Source organism: Shewanella sp. Choline-02u-19 (genome assembly GCF_002836205.1).
Classification (GTDB): Bacteria; Pseudomonadota; Gammaproteobacteria; order Enterobacterales; family Shewanellaceae; genus Shewanella.
In genome coordinates this window covers 2,845,631-2,863,822 of the sequence record NZ_PJBE01000013.1, presented here as the reverse complement: position 1 = coordinate 2,863,822, position 18,192 = coordinate 2,845,631, and the positions used below count along the sequence as shown (strand labels likewise).

20 protein-coding genes are annotated in these 18,192 nt (G+C 43.8%); 10 read left to right on the top strand and 10 right to left on the bottom strand.

Features of this window, described 5'->3' with window-relative positions; all coding sequences use genetic code 11:
- Positions 1-33: 33 nt before the first annotated feature.
- Positions 34-1,968 carry a B12-binding domain-containing radical SAM protein gene (locus tag CXF83_RS19130; protein WP_101093213.1) on the bottom strand — a complete coding sequence of 645 codons (1,935 nt, stop codon included), beginning with the start codon at positions 1,966-1,968 and terminating at the stop codon, positions 34-36.
- Positions 1,969-2,326: 358 nt separating this feature from the next.
- Between CXF83_RS19130 and CXF83_RS19120 the strand changes: the two genes are divergently transcribed.
- Positions 2,327-2,992 carry an SDR family oxidoreductase gene (locus CXF83_RS19120; protein ID WP_101093209.1) on the top strand — a complete coding sequence of 222 codons (666 nt, stop codon included), beginning with the start codon at positions 2,327-2,329 and terminating at the stop codon, positions 2,990-2,992.
- A 69-nt stretch (positions 2,993-3,061) separates the two neighbouring features.
- Here the strand turns inward: CXF83_RS19120 and CXF83_RS19115 are convergent, their stop codons facing one another.
- Positions 3,062-3,496, bottom strand: a complete 435-nt coding sequence (locus CXF83_RS19115) for a deoxycytidylate deaminase (RefSeq protein WP_101093206.1) — start codon at positions 3,494-3,496, stop codon at positions 3,062-3,064.
- Positions 3,497-3,636: 140 nt separating this feature from the next.
- Positions 3,637-5,070: a glutathione synthase gene (locus CXF83_RS19110; protein ID WP_101093204.1), complete on the bottom strand. Its 1,434-nt coding sequence runs from the start codon at positions 5,068-5,070 to the stop codon at positions 3,637-3,639.
- Positions 5,071-5,560: 490 nt separating this feature from the next.
- Here CXF83_RS19110 and CXF83_RS19105 point away from each other — a divergent pair, with 490 nt between their 5' ends.
- Complete coding sequence (locus tag CXF83_RS19105) at positions 5,561-5,809, top strand: DUF3297 family protein (RefSeq protein ID WP_101093202.1); 249 nt, start codon at positions 5,561-5,563, stop codon at positions 5,807-5,809.
- Between the two features lie 402 nt (positions 5,810-6,211).
- Positions 6,212-6,472, top strand: coding sequence for a DUF3081 family protein (locus tag CXF83_RS19100; protein WP_101093200.1), 261 nt, complete (start codon positions 6,212-6,214; stop codon positions 6,470-6,472).
- 191 nt (positions 6,473-6,663) lie between these two features.
- On the opposite strand, the gene CXF83_RS19095 is transcribed toward CXF83_RS19100, so the two are convergent.
- Together CXF83_RS19095 and CXF83_RS19090 are read right to left on the bottom strand one after the other, a co-directional pair.
- Positions 6,664-7,644: a Gfo/Idh/MocA family protein gene (locus CXF83_RS19095; RefSeq protein ID WP_101093198.1), complete on the bottom strand. Its 981-nt coding sequence runs from the start codon at positions 7,642-7,644 to the stop codon at positions 6,664-6,666.
- Positions 7,641-7,967: a putative quinol monooxygenase gene (locus CXF83_RS19090; protein ID WP_101093197.1), complete on the bottom strand. Its 327-nt coding sequence runs from the start codon at positions 7,965-7,967 to the stop codon at positions 7,641-7,643. Before CXF83_RS19090 ends, CXF83_RS19095 begins: the two co-directional genes overlap by 4 nt.
- A 96-nt stretch (positions 7,968-8,063) precedes the next feature.
- Between CXF83_RS19090 and CXF83_RS19085 the strand changes: the two genes are divergently transcribed.
- The 6 genes from CXF83_RS19085 to CXF83_RS19060 all read left to right on the top strand — a co-directional run bounded on the left by CXF83_RS19085 (position 8,064) and on the right by CXF83_RS19060 (position 13,815).
- Positions 8,064-8,957, top strand: coding sequence for a LysR family transcriptional regulator (locus CXF83_RS19085; protein ID WP_101093195.1), 894 nt, complete (start codon positions 8,064-8,066; stop codon positions 8,955-8,957).
- Between the two features lie 452 nt (positions 8,958-9,409).
- Positions 9,410-9,856, top strand: a complete 447-nt coding sequence (locus CXF83_RS19080) for a c-type cytochrome (RefSeq protein WP_101093193.1) — start codon at positions 9,410-9,412, stop codon at positions 9,854-9,856.
- Positions 9,857-9,859: 3 nt separating this feature from the next.
- Positions 9,860-11,248: a cbb3-type cytochrome c oxidase subunit I gene (locus CXF83_RS19075; protein WP_101093191.1), complete on the top strand. Its 1,389-nt coding sequence runs from the start codon at positions 9,860-9,862 to the stop codon at positions 11,246-11,248.
- 82 nt (positions 11,249-11,330) lie between these two features.
- Entirely contained in the window at positions 11,331-13,172 is a 1,842-nt protein-coding gene (locus CXF83_RS19070) for a nitric oxide reductase activation protein NorD (RefSeq protein WP_101093189.1), read from the top strand.
- A gap of 25 nt (positions 13,173-13,197) precedes the next feature.
- On the top strand, positions 13,198-13,419 hold the full coding sequence (locus tag CXF83_RS19065; RefSeq protein WP_101093187.1) for a DnrP protein: 222 nt from the start codon (positions 13,198-13,200) through the stop codon (positions 13,417-13,419).
- Positions 13,420-13,446: 27 nt separating this feature from the next.
- Complete coding sequence (locus CXF83_RS19060) at positions 13,447-13,815, top strand: hypothetical protein (RefSeq protein ID WP_101093185.1); 369 nt, start codon at positions 13,447-13,449, stop codon at positions 13,813-13,815.
- Positions 13,816-13,926: 111 nt separating this feature from the next.
- On the opposite strand, the gene CXF83_RS19055 is transcribed toward CXF83_RS19060, so the two are convergent.
- From CXF83_RS19055 to CXF83_RS19035, 5 genes are all read right to left on the bottom strand, one after another.
- Entirely contained in the window at positions 13,927-14,214 is a 288-nt protein-coding gene (locus CXF83_RS19055) for a cytochrome C oxidase subunit IV family protein (RefSeq protein WP_101093183.1), read from the bottom strand.
- 31 nt (positions 14,215-14,245) lie between these two features.
- Entirely contained in the window at positions 14,246-14,878 is a 633-nt protein-coding gene (locus CXF83_RS19050) for a cytochrome c oxidase subunit 3 family protein (RefSeq protein ID WP_232775151.1), read from the bottom strand.
- Between the two features lie 12 nt (positions 14,879-14,890).
- Positions 14,891-15,700: a CbbQ/NirQ/NorQ/GpvN family protein gene (locus CXF83_RS19045; RefSeq protein ID WP_101093181.1), complete on the bottom strand. Its 810-nt coding sequence runs from the start codon at positions 15,698-15,700 to the stop codon at positions 14,891-14,893.
- A gap of 133 nt (positions 15,701-15,833) precedes the next feature.
- Positions 15,834-16,091 carry a cytochrome C oxidase subunit IV family protein gene (locus CXF83_RS19040; RefSeq protein WP_232775150.1) on the bottom strand — a complete coding sequence of 86 codons (258 nt, stop codon included), beginning with the start codon at positions 16,089-16,091 and terminating at the stop codon, positions 15,834-15,836.
- 3 nt (positions 16,092-16,094) lie between these two features.
- Positions 16,095-16,712, bottom strand: coding sequence for a cytochrome c oxidase subunit 3 family protein (locus CXF83_RS19035; RefSeq protein ID WP_101093177.1), 618 nt, complete (start codon positions 16,710-16,712; stop codon positions 16,095-16,097).
- Positions 16,713-17,066: 354 nt separating this feature from the next.
- Between CXF83_RS19035 and CXF83_RS19030 the strand changes: the two genes are divergently transcribed.
- The gene (locus CXF83_RS19030) at positions 17,067-18,152 is read left to right on the top strand and encodes a DUF3083 family protein (protein WP_101093175.1); all 1,086 of its coding nucleotides are present in this window, start codon (positions 17,067-17,069) and stop codon (positions 18,150-18,152) included.
- Positions 18,153-18,192: the final 40 nt, after the last annotated feature.

The window sequence follows — 18,192 nt, the reverse complement described above, 5'->3', positions numbered from 1 at the left end:
GGATATTCAGCTGACGCTTTTTAAGCGAGCGGATTATTCTTCATTGCTGGAAATTAGATTGCTAACGGCTCTTGATACCAGATCTTTTTTCATCAGAGTTGGTGTAACAGGCTGTGTAAACCAGAAGCTCATCGGCTGTTCAAAGCCAATACCGTGCATATAATTATAGATCGCCTTACGCAGCCCTTCGCCAAGCATTTCATGATCTGTGCCGGTTGGATCGGTGAAGTCCACATCGTTTTCAGCGAATAAGATCTCAGGGCGCTCAGCTAGCGTAATGCCAAATTTCTCAGGGTTAATGCCAATAGGACTGTGGATCGTGGCCACAAAACGGTGCCAGTAGGCGGACTGGAAGCAACCTTGATTCATCATCTGACGTACCATTTCCAGCGAGTCGATGGTCTCTTGTTCGGTTTGTGTTGGAAAGCCATACATCAAATAGGCGTGAACCAATATACCTGCATCACTGAAGGCTTTGGTTACCTGGGCGACTCGCTCAACACTCACGCCTTTTTTCATCAGTTTCAATAGACGATCTGATGCTACCTCGAGACCGCCGCTAACAGCGATACAACCGGAATCCGCTAACAACTGACAACGCGCTTCGCTAAACGTCCTCTCAAAACGGATATTGCCCCACCAACTGATCACTACGCCACGTTCGATTAGCCGTTTTGCAAACGTAAACAAAAGCTTTGGCGGTAGGGCTTCATCGACGAAATGGAAACCTGTCTCTCCGGTTTCTTCAATGAGTTGTTCGATTCTATCCACCAACACGTCGGCCCCTGCGGCGTCAAAGCGGTCGATATAGTCCAGACTGACATCGCAGAAGCTACATTTACGCCAGTAACAGCCATGCGCTATGGTCAGTTTATTCCAGCGTCCATCGCTCCAAATGCGGTGCATAGGATTGAGCATTTCACATAAAGACAGGTAGTCTCCCAATGGTAGGCCATCGTATATTGGCGCACCGACTTCGGTTTGTGGAATATCCTGCAGCTCTGCATTTTCATTGAAGTGTACGTATGGCTGGCCATTTTCATCCTCTGCGAGGAAGTAAGTTCGCACCAGCTCGTCGACTTCACGCTTGCCTTCAAAGTATTCCAGCAGCGTTATAAAAGGGCGTTCGCCGTCATCCAGACAGATAAAATCGATAAACTCAAATACACGTGGGTCTTTCAGCGCACGCAGCTCGGTATTGATAAAACCACCACCGATGATGATGGGGATCTCAGGATTGATGGCTTTACAGGTTTGCGCAATACGTAAGGCGCCGAGCATATTGCCGGGGAAGGGCACGGTTAATGCGACCACGCTAGGCTGGGTTTCTTCTAGATACAGCTCAACCAATTGTTCTAAAATTTCCGAGCTGAAACTCGGTTCGCCCATCAAGGTATCGTAGAGATTGTCAAAGCTGGGGTTGGCCGCCGCTAATTTCTCGCCATAACGGCTCACTTCAAAGTAGGGATCAACCCCCTGAGTAATCACGTTCGACAGATCATTAATGAACAGCGTTGCTAGATATTTGGCTTTATCTTGTACACCTAGATTGCCAAAGGCCGCTTGCAACACATCGCCAGATACCGCTTCCATTTGAGCAATCGCGTCAAACGCTGGACCTTCTGGTAAAAAACGACGCGAGTTAATACGCAGTGCCAGGCTTGGATCTTTGCCCTGCAAAAAGCGAATAGCTGACTCAACTGTTAGGTGGTAGCGATCAAATTCAGCCAGAAAAGTAGAAATAACATCAGGCAGCTCATCTTCTTCAAAGTGGTCGAAGTTTTCTTCCACATGCTGACGAATAATCTCCAGCGCAGGCGCTGTCATCATTTCTAGAAAAAGCTCAATAGCAGGATCTCGCTGAACCGCTTCATAACCTCGAGAGCGTAAAAAACCCGTTAAATACGCAGTTGCCGGATAGGGCGTATTCAGCTGGGTCATCGGTGGAGTCATAAGAAGAACGGTCATAGCCTGCCTTTAAATAGTAAAACCTGAATACTCAGTGCGAAACTGATCCGTGACACCTGAGTGTGGCAGTAAATACAGTTGCCATAAAATAGGGGGGGATTCTAGCAAATGAACTATATAGGTTCTACTTCAAACTGCAGGTTTAATAGCTGCCTGAGCGAATCAACTTCAAAGCGGATGGTTGAAATAATGGCGATTCCTTTAAAAGCCACTGAGTTAAAAAGAGTGCAGCCTGCTCTAAGTTGTGAACATTTACTGCGTAAACGGCGACAAAGTGTGAGCCATTGCCAATGCTAGTTGTGCGGCTAAAGCTATAATGAGATATTTCCATTCATCAATTTAGCTTGTAGGAGCAAACATGTCTCAAACTGTCGTCATAACCGGTGCCAATCGCGGTATAGGTTTAGCGTTAGCAACCCTCTATGCCGCTCAAGGTCAAAGTGTTTTTGCTTTATGTCGTACATCATCAGCCGCGTTATCTGCTTTAAAGGTGAACGTGGTAACAGATATTGATGTGGCAACGGATGCTGGTATTGCCAATATGAAGCAAGCATTAACTCATATACAGATTGATGTGTTGGTGTGTAACGCTGGCATATTACGGGATGAGAATTTAGCAAACTTAAACCTTGATACCATTCGTGCCCAGTTTGAAGTCAATGCCATTGCACCTCTGCGTGTGGTTGAAGCGCTTCAGCAGCAGTTAACTCGTGGTGCTAAGGTGGCGATGATCACCTCGAGAATGGGGTCAATTGAAGATAATACTTCTGGTGGCCGTTATGGTTATCGTATGTCGAAAGCCGCTTTAAATGCGGCATCAATGTCGTTAAGCCATGACTTAGCCCCTAAAGAGGTGGCTGTTGGTATTTATCATCCTGGTTATGTGCAAACAGATATGGTTAATCACGGTGGAGATATCTCAGCAACAGATTCGGCCAGTCGGATTGTTGGCCTAATTGAGCAGCTTGATATGAGTCAGTCCGGTGTATTTAGGCATTCAAACGGCCAGATATTACCTTGGTAAGATTGATTATAAATGCGGGATAGCCGTTATTTTAGATTCAATAAGTGGGTCAGAAACTGACCCTGCTTATTATCCTACCTGCATCCAATCAACTTTAACGCCAGCTTGTTTGAACATATCTTCGCTTATCTTAATCTTCTCTCCCCAGCGTGACAGAAAGTCAGTGCTTGGTTGCGGGCTATGGACTGTGCTTAAGCCAGTTTGGATTATCTTTGCAGCGCAGTTAGGGCAGGGGAAGTGAGTCACCCAGATCTCGCAGCTGCTGAGATCACGCTTAGCAAAGAGAATGGCATTCTCTTCTGCATGAAGGGTTTTTAGGAGCTTCATCTCACGGTTGTCGGTTTCGGCACTATCGGAGATCCCATTAGGGTAGCCGTTGTAACCTAATGAGACAATCCGGTTCTCTTCGGTGATCACTGCCCCAACTTGAGTGGAGGGGTCTTTACTCCAAGATGCAACGAGCTCGGCCATCTGTAAAAAACGTGTAGCCCATTTTGTCATCATCTAACACTAACTCCTGATCTATACTGCAGAATAAACTACGAAAACGAGCTGCCATTCTCTATGGAGAACAATGATAAATCAACCTCTAGTCAATTAGCTTTAGGTAAACTTTAAATAAATAACTTGGGCTCCCATGATGACTAATCACTAAAAGCCAGCGAATCTAATACTCCCATACCGCTATGGACGCCACCTTCAGTTGCGCGTGCCGATTTACTTCGGATCAAATAGCCGGCATAACCTTGCTCAGTTGTAGCGGGTATACCATCTATATGCACAGTGAACATGCCAATCTCACTGATCAAATCATCGATCTGCAGCAACTCACCTTTACGTATCGTCAAAGCTGGAGCAGATCTTGGAGCTGGGTGTAGACGGCGCATTAATGACCAAGCCTGATACTCATTAGGTTGTAGCGTTAATAATTTTTGATGGATATCGTCGCCAAAAATACAGTGTCCGCCGCCTTCTCCTTGGTTTTTAAGGACCCATTCATCTGTCGGCCTTTGCTTTATCCAAGTGGCAGACTTCTCGGTGATAGGCACCATTTCTCCGAGTAGCTCACTGACAACCATGGCTTCATCAACGGATAAACCAAAGGCAGTGAGCTCTTTGGGCGTCATAGAGGACAGCAACATTTGTACACGCTTGCTGGTGGCGAGTTGCTGGCTTACGGTTGCGTTAACCGCTACGCGATGTTTTTCGATAAAGATACGAGTTTGCATTAGCGCATCACAACAAACCTTGCTGATTAAGTCATGTGCTTGATAGTCGCAATATTGGTAACCTGCTCGGAGATAAATGGTATCAATTGCCCCGACATCTTCTAAAATCAGCCGATCATTAACGCCCGTTGATAACTTACCGTGTAACTGTCGGAATGTTCTTCTTACGGTTCTAATGCCTTTGGCTTGTAAGGCGTGTTCAAGTAAATGCTGATCAAATACATTATCTTCATCTGCTTGTACCACCATTAAAAATACAGCGGGTCCAGCATCGTCAAACTCTGATTTTATCTTCTGCGCTGCGGTTGCTATCCCAAGTGAGAGTCTTTCAATTGCAGGGTTGTCGACGAGTTCAGCGTCTAAGCGTCCCCACTTTGAGTAGGCTTGTGCTGATTGCAGCTGCAAGTATTTATGTAGTTGATGTACTTTCTGACCAAAAGGGCCCATACCAGCAGCAATACCATTGAATTCAATGAGCCTAGGGCCATCAGTTGTATCGTCCATAAAATCACTGCGCATAAGCAACAGGGGTAATCTTTTTGCACTGCTTGGGGAGTCATGGATTTGCTTATGCATAAGAAGCAATGCATTGAAAAATGGATCACCGCTTGTTATTGGAGATATGGCTTGGTGTAAAAATGCATGATTTTCAGATGCAAAGTGCACCAACTTGCCCAGTAAGTTAACTGAAGCAGTCAAATGAGCATATCTCTCTCGGCTAATGCTTGTCGGTGTAAAGCTAAATGCCGTATGAGTCGCGGAATAAGGGGTGTTTTTTAGCACCATACCATGAGTTAGCGCCCACTCTATTGCATCTTGTGAGGCGTGTATTGAAATGCTGTCAATCATGATGCTTTCCTGTGCAGGTTTTATTAATTAAGTAAACTTAGTAGATAGAACAACGCGCCAAATCAATGATAGCCATATGGCTTCTCTTAGGCTTGAAATGTGAACCATAAAATATTTCTATTTAAATGGAAATATAAGATTGAATTTATAATCTGTCAACTTATTTCGGCAAAAGTCGAAATGAAATGCGAACGAGGTACCATAACAACTCATTGTCTCTTTTATGCTGGCTTGAGATGCTGAGTCATCGTTATATGCACAGCTTGCATATACGGGGTGGGAACCCACTATTGCGAATCCTGCTTGAGAAGCTCGAAGCTATCCGTAGTTTTTTTAAACGGGCGGCAAAGATAATCCTTTTCTAGCTAATGTCTAGATAAGTGAGGGGGAGTGCACTAACATTTATGACGGCCGCACTTGAGCATAAGGTCTGTATTGCCTACAATGGCGCACGATTTATTGATAACCACTTTTCATTACAGGCCAGACCATGACTGACACTACATCAAAACCAGCTTTACCTGATCGCCTTTCCGTTAATCCTCGTAGCCCACATCACGTGGCAGCAATTTTCGATCACGACATTGGCATTATGCTTAACGGCAAAGAGCGTTTTGATGTTGAAGAATATTGCATCAGTGAAGGTTGGGTTAAAGTGCCGACACACAAAGCATTAGACCGTCGTGGCCAACCGTTGATGGTGACGGCAAAAGGCACTGTTGAAGCCTTCTATAAGTAAGTAGCTGACATAGATGTCTCAGAGTAACCTTCATTGAGTAAAACTTAATGATCATTGGTCACTCATGTCTGCAAATGAAAAAGCGAATCTAAGGATTCGCTTTTTTTATACATGGATGTATTTATCCGTGATCGCCAAGGATGGTGAAAGAGGGGGGTTTATACATGGATGTATTTATCCGTGATCGCCAAGGATGGTGGTGAAAGTGATTATGGTATTAAAGTCGTGGCGCTTTACGCAGGCCCAAATATGAGAGCTACTCGTCTGATATAAAAAGATGCATCAATATCGCTTTGAACCATTAAAGGTTTTTATACGTATTAAACTAGCAATCAGCGAGTTTGGCTGTGGGTTGTACCTGTTACTAATCAAAGCGGGAATATACGTTTAAAGGAGGGATTTATGTCTTTATCGCAACACCTTTTCGTCTTTAATCATGTGCTTTCAAAGGGGAAGAAGCATGATGACAAATACCATTTAGATGGACTAACAGCTTGGCATGATATTGATGGCTATACCTGTTACTTGGGCTATCGCGATTTAGTGATGACGCTGATGTTTCACGGACGCTTTTCTTACGAGTACCAAGATCGTATTGTCTATAATGACTTTAATTCGTTAGTCGTAAATATTTTTAGGCGTTTAAATCTGAAGATTAAATAAGTAGATCAGAATCATTTTTACCCAAGAAACAACATGGCCACCCATCGTTAACAGTATCGGCGGTACATAGCCTTAACTGGCTCATATCGAGCTGTACATTTATCTATGAAGCCAAAATTGATTGCTATTTTCTCAATGAAAAAATAGCAAAATTATGGTGTGATGACAGTTAACAGAGCAAACATGGTGCTTTAACTAAGTTGGGTACTCGACTCCCAGTCGGTTAATAATCTCATGATATCTGCTGAACTTTCCGGCGTAGCTTTAGGCGCTTGCAGTGATTTATCCCCACGCTCAAACGCTTCACGTATCGCTCTAACTTGATAGAAGAAGGCATCGCCTGCGGCATCTACTGTCACGGTTTCTTTGTTCGCTTCGTAGGTTTCTACTTCAAATTCATTGCTCTGGCCTGGAAGCCACGGGTTGCTATTAAACGTTAAGCAGCCTTTGCTACCCAGCACCGTAAAACCATGTTTAAGCCCATAATCTTCCGCGGTATGGATCTGTACATTGGCCTTATTCGCAAAACGAAAAGTTGCACTGGATTCACTGATATTGTTGTCAGCCCCTTTTCTGCCGATGGCTGATACGCTGTAGTCCATCAGTTCGCCTGCTGGTAGCGACTGCTTTAGGATGAGATAAGCCAGTGACATTGGGTAACAACCCAGGTTATACAAGGCGCCCTTACTGTCGGCGTTTACAAACTGAGAAATTGCCGCGACGTAGGAGCCTTGTATGGCTTTTATCTCTCCAATGGCTCCCGAAGCTAATACGCTGAGTGCTTTTTCAATATAGGGATGGCACAGGTACATTAAGCCTTCGGCAAAAAAGACTTGGTGTTTCCGAACGGCGGCTAGGGCAATTTCGGTCTTTTCCATATCAATAGACAGTGACTTTTCACACAGTATCGCTTTACCCGCAGCGGCAGCTTTAACGACAAACTCATGATGAAGATGATTTGGCAGGGCGATATAAACGATGTCGACATTGCGATCGTTAATGAGTGCATCGTAGTCAGTATAGGACTTTTGCGCCGCGTAACTTTTGGCAAACTCATCTAATGTTGTCTGCGTTCTTCCTGCGACTGCGTATAGCTCACTTTTATCATCACCATTAATGGCTTCAGCCATGATGCCAGAAATAAAACTAGTGCCTATTATTCCCCATTTCATTGGTTAGCTCCTGTGAGTAGAGTCGCCATTGGTTGTGTTTGATAGGCGGTAATTAAGTCTGTTAGGCCTTCTTTGATAAAGGCTTGAGTATGCTCAGCCTTAAAATGTTCATCGAATGCTGTTTGATCTCGATATATTTCCCACAAAATGACTTTTCTTGGATCTTGATTATCTTGATGAGCAACGGCAAGGAAACAGCCTTGTTCGCTGTTCATATCGATACAAAATTTCTGAATGGCTAATAATCCGTCATTCAGTTCAACAGTGTCTTTTATCTTTAGCTCTGCTGTTATAGAAAGCTTTCCTGTTATTGCTATCGTCATTGCTTATTCACTTTGTAGGAAAAAACTCAATATAATTGAGTCTTCAAGTTTGATAAAGTGAGCTTTAATTGATTTTTAATAAACTGTGAGTGCGCAATGGATAAGCTGAAAAGCATGCAAGTGTTCGTTTCTGTAGTTGAGCATGGCAGTTTTTGCAGTGCCGCAAATTATTTTGATATGTCGGCAACCATGGTCGGTAAGCATATCCAGTTTCTTGAATCATCACTTGAAACACGCCTTTTGAATCGGACAACAAGGAAGCAGTCATTAACTGAAAGTGGCCAAATCTATTATGAAGAGTGTAAGAGAATCATTGAAGACATCGTCGATGCAGAAAATCGAATTCAAATGCTTGAAAATACGCCAATGGGAACCATCAAGGTAAATTGTCCGGTTACCCTTGGCAGTGAGCTGTTGGCGCCGATAGTCGCTGCCTTTCTGCAGGAGTACCCTTTGCTTGATGTTGAGATGACATTGGATAATTCGCTGATTGACCCTTTTCAATCCGATGCAGATATTTTGCTGAGAATAGGCGAGTTGAACGACTCGACATTAATTGCACGTAAGCTTGGGTATTACAATTTGTGCTTTTGTGCCTCTACAGCTTACTTAGCTAACCAGGGTAAGCCTGATGAACTCGAAGATTTGAAAGGGCATTCTTGCTTGGGTTTTGTCTATAGTCAGGGGCAAACAATGCAAAGCTTTAAGCTAAGCACGGATGCATTCAGTAAACGAAATAGTCGGCTGGCATCGAATAACGGGCATGCGCTTAGGGCTGCGGCATTGAATGGGGCGGGTATTATTCTTCAGCCCAGAATACTGGTTTGTAAGGATATAGAGTTCGGTGCATTAGAAGAGGTATTGGCAGAATTTACCCCAATAGCTAAACCTATACACCTTGTCTACAGAAGCAGAACGCTGTCGCTTAAAAATCGTACTTTTCTAGATTTTGTACTCAAAAACTTATCAACAAACAATCAGCTCGACTAATCAATAATATGACCTGCCATGCTTATTCTCAGTGGCACGCTTGGTTGGTAACAACAGGCTCCTCAATGACGATGGCTAAGCCTTAAAGTACAACCAAATTTAGATGAAACTCCGTCTACTCTTTGACATTTCAGCTCAATCATATCGACGACATTTTATATTTTTAAATGGGTGTCTTATAAAAAATGTTGGTTTGCATAACGGTGATAAGACTCGCTGTTCCACGTGGCAAATAGGCTGAACTAGCGCGATTTAACCTTTGATATGACTGTATTGCATTGGTTCATTAAATCAATAATAACAGCGTCTTAATCTAAATTATTTAAGCTGGTGACAGTACTGTATTCCAGTGTTTACTATGTCTGCTTAATTCCAGTGAATAATTCCCCATAGTCTATACTTAGCCAGCCTTCGACCAAAAGCTAAAGTAAATAAGTATAAGGGATAGCAATATGTCAGACACTTTTACAAAAGGTATGGCTCGAAATATATACTATGGCGGCAGTGTTTTTTTTCTACTGTTGTTTGCCGGCCTCGCTATGCATACCACCAGAGAAATGCCCAAATCTGATCACCGAGAGAATCTCACCGAAGCCGTTGCAAACGGCAAAGCCATATGGGAAGACAACAACTGTATTGGTTGCCACACGCTCCTTGGTGAAGGTGCTTATTATGCGCCGGAGTTGGGGAATGTTTATTATCGCCGCGGTGGCGGTGATCTCGATGCATTTAAAGGCTTTATGCAAAGTTGGATGCAAATTCAACCTCTTGGTGTCCCTGGACGCCGACAAATGCCTCAATTTAATTTAACGGAACAACAGGTTAACGATTTAGCAGAGTTCTTAAAATTTACCGCTGAAATAGATGTTAACAGCTGGCCACCGAACATTGAGGGTTAAGGCATGAGCACTTTAAAATATCAATCACAATCGGTTGCAACACCTTACTTTGTATTTGCGCTTATTCTGTTTACTGGACAAATCATATTTGGCTTGGTGATGGGCTTGCAATATGTGGTTGGAGATTTTCTCGCCGGGGTCATTCCCTTTAACGTTGCTCGAATGGTGCACACTAACTTGCTCATCGTTTGGCTATTATTTGGCTTTATGGGTGCCGCTTATTTCCTTGTGCCCGAAGAGTCTGAAACTGAATTGTATAGCCCTAAACTCGCTATCTTGCTCTTCTGGGTATTTGCCGTAGCTGCCACACTCACGGTGTTGGGGTATTTGTTGGTTCCCTATTCAAGGCTGGCTGAGATCACGGGCAATGAGTATTTTCCGACGATGGGGCGAGAGTTTTTAGAGCAACCCACCATTACTAAAATTGGTATTGTCGTCGTTTGCCTCGGGTTCCTGTTCAATATCGGTATGACGATGTTGCGCGGCCGAAAGACGGTGATCAATATGGTACTGATCACCGGTCTCATTGGACTGGCTGTGTTTTTCCTATTCTCTTTCTACAATCCGTCCAACATTGCGTTGGATAAATTCTATTGGTGGTTTGTTGTCCACCTCTGGGTTGAAGGCGTGTGGGAATTAATTATGGGTGCGATCCTCGCCTTTATACTGATCAAGATCACTGGCGTTGACCGAGAAATTATTGAGAAGTGGCTTTACGTGATTGTTGCAATGGCATTGATCTCCGGCTTGCTGGGGACAGGGCATCACTTTTTCTGGTTAGCCACGCCTGAATACTGGCAGTGGGTGGGTTCGGTATTCTCTGCGTTAGAGCCTCTACCTTTCTTTGCTATGGTGCTGTACGCATTCAACATGGTGAACAACCGCCGCCGAGAACATCCGAACAAAGCAGCCACGCTGTGGGCGTTAGGCACGGCAGTCATGGCATTCCTTGGCGCGGGTGTTTGGGGATTTTTACATACATTGGCACCGGTCAATTTCTACACTCACGGTACGCAAATCACCGCGGCACATGCCCATATGGCCTTTTACGGTGCCTATGCAATGATAGTGCTGACCATTATTTCCTATGCGATGCCGAAGTTACGCGGTATTGGCGAAGCATCGAGTAAAAAAGCACAAGTGCTGGAAATGTGGGGCTTCTGGTTAATGACGGTTGCCATGGTTTTCATTACGCTGTTCTTAACTGGAGCTGGGGTATTGCAGGTCTGGTTACAACGTCTACCCGAAGGCGGCGAAGCATTAAGCTTTATGGAAACCCAAGATAAATTATCGATTTTCTATTGGGCACGAGAAGCGACGGGGATTATATTCTTGATAGGCTTAATCACCTATATGTGCAACTTTCTGGTCGACAGAAAAGCTGCTAAATAGACTGAATTAATCAAATGGAGCTAGTGCTGAGTTGCTATCGACGCTAGTTCCACCTATTTTTTATCACCATGGTTAACCATATATGGAAGAATGGGTTGGGAGTATTTGGCATAAATTCATTGTGCAAAAGAGCAACACTGAATTTGATCATGCCCGAGTTCAATTTGATGATATCAATAAATCGGTTGGGGTGATTTTTCGTGCTCTCGGAGGCTCACCGACAAAACGCGTCGAAGCCGCTATACCGCGTGATTATTATGCCCATAGAAAGTTTATCGATAAAATTTCAGGAGCCAAGCAACAAGTCAGCCTTGCTTGGCAAGATGAAACCAGCCTGCGCTTGCCGCAATCCATCGCTATTTTTGATACGCCAGAACTGAATAAAGAACTCTACCTTTGGCTTGCAGCTCTTGCCCCGCATTACCCCGAACAGTTCACTCACTGGGCCAGAGACAATCAAACAGTCGTAGCAAAAGTACTCTGTAAATACCCCGCTATAAGGCCACGCTACCAACGGCTGGTGGCTGCAATACTCAAGCAACGAGTCCCTATTGAAGCATTGCCTAAATCCTTACAACCGCTCGAACGGGCAGTGATCCAAGCAATAACACATCCTGAATCTATTATTGAATTTCCGGTTGCCCACTACGCACCTCAAGCCATTTATATCTGGTTATATCCTAATGAGAACGTCAAAGCGAACCCCTTTAGCGCAGCAGATATTGATTGCGAAGAAGAGCAAGGTTCATCAGCGGCAAAGAAGCAGCAAAGCGTAAAGGCTAGAAAAAAATCAGAACGAATTGAGGAAGATGACACCAAAGATAGTCTGATGGTTTTTCGCTTAGAAAATTTGTTCTCATGGAGCGAGTTTTCACGAGTGAATCGGGCCGAGGACGATACCGAAGATGATGATGCCCAAAGAGTGGCAGAAGACCTTGATATTATTACAGTGGCAAAGGGCTCAAAGCAAAAAACTGCCAAGCTTAAAATAGATCTCGATTTACCGGCAGCCATTGAGGATGACTTACCCTTAGGGAAAGGCATTACACTGCCAGAGTGGAATTATAAATCTAACCTACTGGTTGCCGATCGCTGTCTATTGCAACCTATGTTACCCCGCGATAGCAAGCCACTGGCATTGCCGTCATCATTACACTCGGCCGCCAAAAAAATACGCCAACAATTCCAGCAACTGCAAAGTATTAAAAATTGGCAGAAATCTCAGCCGAGCGGAGATGAAATTGATTTAACCGCCTGGTTGGATTTTCATATTGAAAGTCAGACCTCAATGGCGCAAGACACCGGACTCTACCGTAGCTTTCAGCGCTGCCAGCGTGACATCAGCTGCTTGTTACTCTCAGATCTTTCGATGTCGACAGATGCCTACATCAATAATGAGCTTAGGGTTATTGATGTGATTAAGGACAGTATGCTGTTATTCAGTGAAGCTTTGGCTGCTGTGGGCGATCCATTTGCACTGTATGGTTTCTCATCGGTAAAGCGGCATCACGTTCGGTTTACACTGTTAAAGAACTTTTCCGAATCCTACAATGATCATATACGTGGCCGCATTCTGAGTTTGCGGCCAGGATTTTATACCCGCATGGGGGCAGCCATCCGCCAAGCGAGCAATATTTTGGCGGAACAAACACACCACCGAAAATTGCTGCTTATTTTGACTGATGGCAAGCCGAATGATATCGACAATTACGAAGGTCGATATGGCATTGAAGATACCAAGCAAGCGATTATTGCTGCCCGCCGCCTTGGGCTCATTCCATTTTGTATCACTATAGATCAAAAGGCTGATCAATATCTGCCTTACATTTTTGGTCATAATGGCTTCAGCGTTATCTTTGACCCGAGCCAGTTACCGACAAAGTTACCGCAGCTGTATCATCAACTGACTCAATCTTCTTACTAGATTTTATTGAGCAAAGGAGGCCTAAATGATTGAAAAAGTACCCTGTTTGTATTGTCAGACTGAAAATACACTTGATAGCGAAACGACGAGTTATTTGACCGACCCAGTGCCGGTCTGTTGCCACTGCGGCATGGCTTTACCAAAAGCTCACCCTAGTAGCCGTTTTTACAAAACCAGAGTGTTTTTATGGGCCTTTGTATTCATTGCGTTATTTTGCTTACTGATGATCATTTATTTACCCCGATAACGGATGTCAGCAGACAGGTATGTAAACATGAAAATAAATAAATACGATCAAAAAGAAATAAAACAAGCGTCTGCAATCGCCTTGTGGTCGCTACTCAATCTCACCTTTTTGCCGCTGCTATCGTTTATTGTGTTGCTCAGCAAAATCAATAATTTTGCGGCCAATTCCTTTGCCACTTATCACCTCAATTTTGCCATTAAGTTGAATTTAGCCGCCGCAACGGCATTAATACTCGTGAGTGCACTGATAATATTATTTGGGGGTTTAAATTCCGGAATGACTTGGGTATTTGTCATTACTTATTTTATCTCAGTGCACGCGGTATTTATTCTTATTTCCGTATGGATGTTAGTGCGAGCGTGGGCGGGTAATAAAATGGGCTACAAGCAAGTGTAGTTATTGATACCATAGCGAAAGCAGATATAGAGGCTAATACTTGGTGGATTAAGTCATATACTAAACCTTGTGCTTAATCAGTTGTTCAATTGTACGTAGGCGGCACAACACTTAAAATAAGAGGTATATCAAGCCAATCGTTATCGGCAGTAAGATGACATAGGCCCGCAGTAAGTTGCGCCACAATGGCGGCGCCTGTTTCAATTCCATATAGACATCAACGATCAGTAGTCCCTTTACCAATGTGAACAGCATGATGCTGGCTAAAATAACCTCTTCCATACCCTGCAACCAGGAATGACTTGAGTCCAGCGCGACACTGCCCATATAAGCAGAAGCGGATGTCAGGATAATCAGATAGAGATAAACTCGGAGAATGAGGCCTTGATGATGGGTCATATTTTGCAGCCTCGCATTAGCCTAGTGATCATTAGTTAATGACGTACAGCAGTGGGAAAATAATGATCCACACGAGGTCGACCATATGCCAGTAGCATGCACCTGACTCAAAACCGGAAAGGCTCTTGCCCTGATAGGCTCCTTTTGTGGTTTTGAATGCCATGGATCCTAAGATGATCATCCCGAGAATGACATGCATGAAATGAAACGCTGTGATAAAAAAATACAAGGTAAAATAGGTATTGGTCGACAAACCAAATCCTTGTTGGATTAACTCGTTATATTCCCATGATTTCACCGCTAAATAGACACTCGCTGTGAGTAACGCCCCGCCCAATAGCGCAGCAGCATAATTTTGGCGAGAATGCTTTACCGCATTTAAGCTTAAGGCGACCAAGCAACTGCTGGAGATTAATGCAACGGTGTTAATCCCCCCTGCGACGGGATGCAGGTAGGTTTGTCCCTGTTGAAACATATCTGGATACAACTGCCGTGTGACTGCAAATCCAATAATAAAAATAGCGAATACTGTCAGTTCCGCCAATATAAAAAACCACATGGCTAAATCACCTGGCAAATATGGCCGTGGGCTTGATACCACACTCGCGACATCAGCAGTCGGTACCTGATTGGATCCAGTATTGACCATGTTATGACTTTTCATCGCTAGAGGGCATTAACAGTCGAAGTACAGGCGCGCGACATCCATGAGCGCTTCGACAGTACTAATATCATCAGATAAGGGCTCCGCTAGGCAGCTGCGACATGCGGCTAACGGCGACATACCACTGGATATCATTCGCGCCGCATAAATTAACAAGCGGGTAGAAGCCACCTCATCTAAGTCACAGTCCAGTCTGCGCAGTGAGCCTGCTAATTCAATCAGCTTAACCGCTAAGTCTTGCTCTATTTGACATTCTGTCATCAATATTTGGCTCTCAAGCAAAGGATCGGGATAGCCAAGACGCAATGCGACAAACCGTTGCCGAGTACTCGCTTTCATTCCTTTTAGAATATTTTGGTAACCAGGATTATAAGACACCACCAGCATAAAACCTGGCGCTGCAGCGAGTTCTTCTCCGGTGCGTTCGATGGGTAATATGCGACGATCATCAGCCAGAGGATGCAGTACCACAGTGGTATCTTTACGCGCCTCGACGATTTCATCGAGATAACAAATACCGCCTTCTCTTACTGCCCTTGTTAGCGGTCCGTCCTGCCAATAAGTCCCATTTGGACCAATCAAATGGCGTCCAACTAAATCAGCGGCGGTTAAGTCATCATGACATGCCACAGTGTATAAAGGTCTGCCAAGTTTCTCCGCCATATGAGCGACAAAACGTGTTTTACCACAGCCAGTTGGCCCTTTAATGAGCAATGGCAGTTGATGAGAATACGCGTACTCGAAGAGCTGTATTTCCTTGTCTTGCTGCTGATAGAATATCGGGTCTTTAATAGCAATAGCTGTGGTAGTTGAAAAGGTCATATTGGTCCCTAACATTCGATACTACTCAAAAATAAATCTATTTAAATATAGCATTTATCAAATGTTTAGCAGAAAAACAGCTCGGCTGGTTCCTTAGAAAGCGAGTTTATAATTATTCCATAAGATAGGTGGCTCATAAAAAGGTCGTTACGACAATTAAGGATGGGAAAAAAATAAGGTAAACACGCATCATTAATCGCAAGTAACGATGGGCATGGCGTAACTCCATGAAATGATCGATGATCATTAACCCCTTACACATCACGGTTAATGCCACCAAGATGCTAACCAACGCTGAAGAACTGAATTGTTCACCCAAAAACGTATTGAATAGCGTTATTCCAATCAGGGTCCACCAGCAATACTCCATTTTTCCAAAAGATTTCATCATGGCCTACCTTAGAACATACAAGAGTGGAAAAATAAGGATCCACATCAAATCAATCATGTGCCAGTACATGGCTAATGCTTCTAGACCTGAATGCTGTTTCGCTGAGTAGGCCCCTCGACGCAAACGAAAAATAACCCACAACACTGCGCATGCCGCCCAACCCACATGGAGAAAATGATTAAAAGTCATATAGTAATAGACGGTAAAAAACTGACTGCTACTGGTGCGAAAGCCCTGTTGATGATTCCAATAGAATTCGCCCGTCTTCACCAATAGGTACAAACAACCACAAGCCAGAGTGAGCCACAGATAGACTTCACACTTGGCTCGATTGTCTAGCCTTATATTGATCATGGCTTTTGCGATAAAGTAACTACTGGAAAGTAGTATCAATGTGTTAGTCACCCCAGCGAGAGTACTTACACTTTGGGGACCTTGGGAAAAGGCTTCTGGGTAGTTGTATTTGGCAATAAAATAGGCGACAAAGAAAATGCCAAATTCGGTTAATTCAGACAGGATCCCCACCCATATCGGAATATGGCCCGGAATTCGACCCGCCCGTTGTTCACTCCATGAACTTGGAAAAATACCCAAAGGCGCTTTTGGGGGCTCACTATTCATCGGTACTGATCATCAAAAGCCCTTTTGACCAATTCTTATTTGTTTACCTTAGTTTAGTTGAATAATGCAAAACAGACTGGGGCGGTTCTGTTGATACACAGGCTTGCTAATGTGCGGCGAGTGAGTCGAATAACATGGATATAAATCGAGGTTCTAAAAACGACATGGCTAGCCATGATGGTTACTTTTATCCCTACATTGAGCATTTACATTTTGATTTTAAGAAATAAATCATATTCGACGGGTATTATGTTGCCAGCAGGTAAAAGCGTGTCTTACCGCAGGGTTATCGTCAGCGTTTATCGCTACCATTGGCGCCAAGCTAAACATGGTTAACTTATCAAAGGAGTATATATGTCCCTTAGCCATCAGCAAAAAGTGTACATACCCAAGGATGTTCGAAGCAATCAATACATCACTGCAGAAATCAAAGTAACGGATGCTTTGTTGGCCCATTACCCCGATTACAAAACGTGTTATAAGACGCTTAGTCGCGCCATTTTTAATCTTGCTGAGCAAGAAGAGTTATATAACATTCATGTGATCACTAATGATAAGTTACCCGTGGTGCGTTTTCACACCGAAGCGTATTGCTTTCCAACCGCAGAGCAGATCATATTTTTCTATAATCCTGAGTATCATGAAGCACAAAGTCTGCATAGTCAGGACGACTATCGCGCACGTAAAATCAGGATTGTATTTTTAGCGACGGGTGAAGATATTCGCAGTAATTCGGCTAACCTTCATCTAAAGGTGCAGTCTTTTATCGCAAAATTGATGCCTCAATTGCCAGAAAAAGATCTCACCATTAAAGTCCGCGATCATCAACATTTATCTTATGATCTGTTTGCCAAAGCTAAGGGCAGTAAAGAGAGTTATGGATATAAACTGCGCTCAATTAGCGACAGATATAAAGCCAGACACTGTCCGCTGCCTGCCGATCACGGTTCATTATGCTATGTCACGGTAAAACTACCTTTAAGCCGTATGCTTAAACAAGCTATGTTGCCAGCAGATGCAAATGACTTTACACCACTGTATCAAAAGCTAGAAGATGCCTTTATCCAAGCAACATCAGCCAAACAGCTCAATCGAATTGCGATGGTGGCTAATGGACTCACACCACTAGTACGCAACAGTAAATACGATCAAGTTGATGGTACCGACGAAGTACAAATGCTCGGCTTTGACCCCAATGTTGAAGAGCAACAATTTATTCGTCATTGGCAGGGTGACCACTTAGTTGAAATGGTTAGCTTTACTATTGCGGCAGGAGTGAAAGACTCTAAAGATGGTGGGCTTGGCCGTTATTTGAATCGGGTTGAAGAAGCGCTAAAGAACTTTGCGGCTGAATTGGCGTTAGATAAATCACGTCAAGAACTCATAGTACGGTTCCATCAACACATTAGTTATCAATGTCCTGAACAGTTAATCAGCTGATAAGCCTTTGTTAGAGTGGCTTGAATAACATAGCCACCCA